Origin of the sequence: Mesorhizobium sp. M4A.F.Ca.ET.020.02.1.1 (assembly GCF_004022645.1) — a bacterium.
Taxonomy (GTDB): Bacteria; Pseudomonadota; Alphaproteobacteria; order Rhizobiales; family Rhizobiaceae; genus Mesorhizobium.
Map to the genome: position 1 here is coordinate 1 of NZ_RZOI01000541.1, position 4,281 is coordinate 4,281.

Below are 4,281 nucleotides of genomic sequence, written 5' to 3' on the forward strand. Positions count from 1 at the left end.
TCGAATGGCAGCACAAGATCCCCTCGCCCTACCCTTATCGCAACCCGGTAGGCGAGGACGGCAACGCGATCACCGCGGCATCGCTCGCCGCGCTGAAGGCCAAGATCGAGGAGATCGGACCGGAGCGGGTTGCCGCCTTCTATGCCGAGCCGATCCAGGGCTCGGGCGGCGTCATCGTCCCACCGAAGGGCTGGATCAAGGCGATACGCGAGCTCTGCCGGCAGTACGGCATCCTGTTCATCGCTGACGAGGTGATCACCGGCTTCGGCCGCACGGGGCCCCTGTTCGCCTGCACGGACGAGCACATCGTTCCCGATTTCATGACGACCGCGAAGGGGCTGACCTCCGGCTATGTTCCGATGGGCGCCGTCTTCATGGCCGATCATGTCTACGACGTCATCGCCGACGGCGCGGGCGCCGCTGCGGTCGGCCACGGCTACACCTATTCGGCCCATCCCGTCAGCGCCGCCGTCGCGCTCGAGGTGTTGAAGCTCTATGAAGACGGCCTTCTGGAGAACGGCATCAAGGCCGGTGCCCGCCTGATGATAGGATTGGCAAGCCTGCGCGACCACCCGCTCGTCGGTGATGTGCGCGGTCGCGGCATGCTGGCCGCGATCGAGCTGGTGGTCGACAAGACGAAGAAAACACCGCTTCCGGCGTCGGCCATACCGGCGCGGCGCGTCTTCGACAGGGCGTGGGACAACGGTCTCATCATCCGCGCCTTTGCCAACGGTGTCCTCGGCTATGCGCCGCCGCTCTGCTGCACCGACGGCGACGTCGACGCTATCATCGAGCGCACGCGCCTCACGCTCGACCAGACGCTGGACGATCCCGACGTCCGTCAGGCCCTGGCATGACGGGCGACGAATTTTTCGTATCTCGAAATATCGCCGGGGCAGACGATTTCGCAATTTTGTGCCGCCCCCTCACGCCTTTTCGGCGAATCCAGCGCGGGGGAAGTGCCAGACTGCCTATAAGACAAGGCCAGAAAGCGCGGATTTATGGGCTTTCGAAAAAGGCCAACGCCCAGGACAGCACGGAATTTTGTTCTGTTCAGCACCATGCAATCCGCTATCGCGCAGAGGAGAGCTAGTTTCTTGGCCAGGGCTTTCAGCGAATTCAAGTACATGACCTTCGATGTCGTCGGCACGCTGATCGACTTCGAAGGCGGCATCACGACTTGCCTGGCCGGGATTGCCGCCGAGACTGGCGTCTCCATCGATGGCGAAGCCGCGCTGGCCCTTTACCGGCAGGCCCGCTACATGCCCGATGCCGGCCTGTTTCCCGACGATCTGGTGCGTGTGTACATGGTCATCGCGCCGCAGCTCGGCCTGCCGGCAGACGAGAAATTCGGCGTCCGCCTGCGCGATTCCGCCGGCGTCTGGAAAGGTTTCCCCGACAGCGCGGCGGCGCTGGCGGACCTCGCGAAATCGCACAAGCTGATTGCCATGACCAATGCCCGACGCTGGGCCCTCGACCATTTCGAGAAGCAGCTCGGATCGCCCTTCTTCGCCACCTTCACCGCCGACGATACCGGAACGGAGAAACCGGATCCGGCGTTCTTCCAGAAGGTCTTCGATTTCGTCGCCTCAAGGGGCGACAGCAAGGACGACATCCTGCACGTCGCGCAAAGCCAGCATCACGACATGGGCATATCCCGGGCACTTGGCCTGACCAATTGCTGGATCGAACGCCGGCATGCCCAGAGGGGCTATGGCGGCACGATCGAGCCCGAGCGCTTCACCGTGCCGGACTACCACTTCACCTCGATGGCCTCCCTTGCGGCGGCCGTTCGGGAAAGCCTGAAGGAACGAACCTGAGCCCAAGCCCGGAAAGCCGCGACAAGACGAGCATGCCGACCGAACAACAGAAAGGGGAATGACATGACCGACAAGATCACGAACTGGACCAGCGCAGACGACGCCATGGTCGAGAACGCCATCCGGCGGGGCGCGAGCCGCCGCGAACTCCTCAAGATGCTGTTGGCCGGTGGCGCCGCGGTCGCCGCGGGCAGCCTGGTGCTCGGCCGCGCCAGCCAGGCCGTCGCCGCCGAGCCGGTTTCCGGCGGAAGCTTCAAGGCGGCCGGCTGGTCGTCCTCGACCGCCGACACGCTCGATCCGGCAAAGGCGTCGCTCTCCACCGACTATGTCCGCTGCTGCTCGCTCTACAACCGCCTGACTTTCCTCGACAAGGATGGCGTCACGCAGATGGAGCTGGCCGAGAGCTTCGACAGCAAGGACGCCAAGACCTGGACCGTGAAGCTGCGCAAGGGTGTCACCTTCCACGACGGCAAGGACCTCACGGCCGACGACGTCGTCTACTCGCTGAAGCGCCATCTCGACAAAGCGGTCGGCTCCAAGGTGGCCAAGATCGCCGCGCAGATGACCGGCTTCAAGGCGGTCGACAAGTCGACCGTCGAAATCACGCTCGCCGACCCGAATGCCGACCTGCCGACCATCCTGGCGCTGCACCATTTCATGATCGTGGCGGACGGCACCACCGACTTCTCCAAGGGCAATGGCACCGGCGCTTTCGTGCTGCAGACGTTCGAACCCGGCGTGCGTTCGGTCGTCACCAAGAACAAGAACTACTGGAAATCGGGCAAGCCCTATCTGGACTCGTTCGAGTTCATCGCCATCACCGACGACAGCGCCCGCGTCAACGCCCTGCTTTCCGGCGACATCAATTTTGCCGCAGCGATCAATCCGCGCTCAATGAAGCTCCTGGAGAGCCAGCAGGGCTTCGAACTGTCGAAGACGACCGCGGGCAACTACACGGACCTCAACATCCGGCTCGACATGGATCCGGGCAGCAAGGCCGACTTCGTGGCCGGCATGAAGTACCTCGTCAACCGCGAGCAGATCGTCAAATCGGCATTGCGCGGTCTTGGTGAGGTCGGCAATGATCAACCTGTCTCGCCGGCGAACATCTTCCACAACGCCGACCTCAAGCCGAAGGCATTCGACCCGGACAAGGCGAAGTTCCACTTCCAGAAGTCAGGCCTGCTCGGCCAGTCCATCCCGGTGATCGCGTCCGACGCCGCGACCTCGTCGATCGACATGGCGGTGATCATCCAGGCCGCCGGAGCGGATATCGGCATGAAGCTCGACGTCCAGCGCGTCCCGTCCGACGGCTACTGGGACAATTACTGGCTCAAGGCGCCGGTCCATTTCGGCAACATCAATCCGCGCCCGACGCCGGATATCCTGTTCTCGCTCCTCTACGCTTCCAGCGCTCCCTGGAACGAGAGCCAGTACAAGTCCGAGAAGTTCGACAAGCTGCTCGTCGAGGCGCGCGGCTCGCTCGACCAGGCCAAGCGCAAGGAAATCTACAACCAGATGCAGGTCATGGTCTCCGAGGAGGCCGGCACCATCATCCCGGCCTATATCTCCAACGTCGATGCCCTCTCCAGCAAGGTGAAGGGTTTGGAGGCGAACCCGCTCGGTGGCATGATGGGCTACGCAATGGCGGAATATCTCTGGCTCGAAGCCTGAGAGGCGACTGCCGGGGGCCGGTCAGCCGGTCCCCCGGCACTGCATTGCGCAAGATGGTTGGCCGAACGCACCGCAGGGAGCGCTTTCAATGACGTCTGGGGTTCTCAACCTCGTGCTGAAGCGGCTAGGGATCGCGGCCATCACGCTATTGATCGTGCTGTTCGCCGTGTTCTTCGCCACCAGCATGCTGTCTGGCGACACCGCGTCGATCCTGCTCGGCCAGGCGGCGACTCCCGAGGCGGTCGCCGGCCTGCGCGAGGCCATGCATCTCAACGACCCGGCGATCCTGCGCTTCCTGCGCTGGCTTGTCGGCCTGCTCCACGGCGACCTCGGCACCTCCTATGCCAACGAGATGCCGGTTGCGGCTCTGATCGGCGGGCGCCTGGTCAACACCATGAAGCTCGCCGGCATCACCGCGCTGCTCTCGGTGCCGCTGGCTCTGACGCTCGGCATCACCGCCGCGATGTTGCGCGGCTCCGTCTACGACCGCACCGTCACCGTGCTTTCGATCGGCGTCATCTCCGTGCCGGAGTTCATGGTCGCGACGCTGGCGGTCTTGCTCTTCGCCGTTTATCTCAGATGGCTGCCGGCGCTGTCGTCGGTCAACGAGGCGCATTCGCTGACCGATCTCGTGCGCATCTATGCAATGCCGGTGATCACGCTCACCTTCGTCATCTCCGCCCAGATGATCCGCATGACGCGCGCCGCGGTAATCGAAACGCTGTCCACGCCTTATGTCGAGATGGCTCTCCTCAAAGGCGCCTCGCGCAGCCGCATGGTGCTGAGA

Annotated in this window: 4 protein-coding genes; all 4 read left to right on the forward strand. The window is 63.7% G+C overall.

Annotated features, from left to right (window positions below; all coding sequences use genetic code 11):
* On the forward strand, positions 1 to 857 hold an 857-nt coding region (locus EN742_RS26160; RefSeq protein WP_128333451.1), incomplete at its 5' end, for an aminotransferase class III-fold pyridoxal phosphate-dependent enzyme.
* Positions 858 to 1,097: 240 nt separating this feature from the next.
* The gene (locus EN742_RS26165) at positions 1,098 to 1,820 is read left to right on the forward strand and encodes an HAD-IA family hydrolase (RefSeq protein ID WP_128333452.1); all 723 of its coding nucleotides are present in this window, start codon (positions 1,098 to 1,100) and stop codon (positions 1,818 to 1,820) included.
* A gap of 63 nt (positions 1,821 to 1,883) precedes the next feature.
* Complete coding sequence (locus tag EN742_RS26170; protein WP_126058834.1) at positions 1,884 to 3,494, forward strand: ABC transporter substrate-binding protein; 1,611 nt, start codon at positions 1,884 to 1,886, stop codon at positions 3,492 to 3,494.
* 88 nt (positions 3,495 to 3,582) lie between these two features.
* On the forward strand, positions 3,583 to 4,281 hold a 699-nt coding region (locus EN742_RS26175), incomplete at its 3' end, for an ABC transporter permease (protein WP_148670259.1).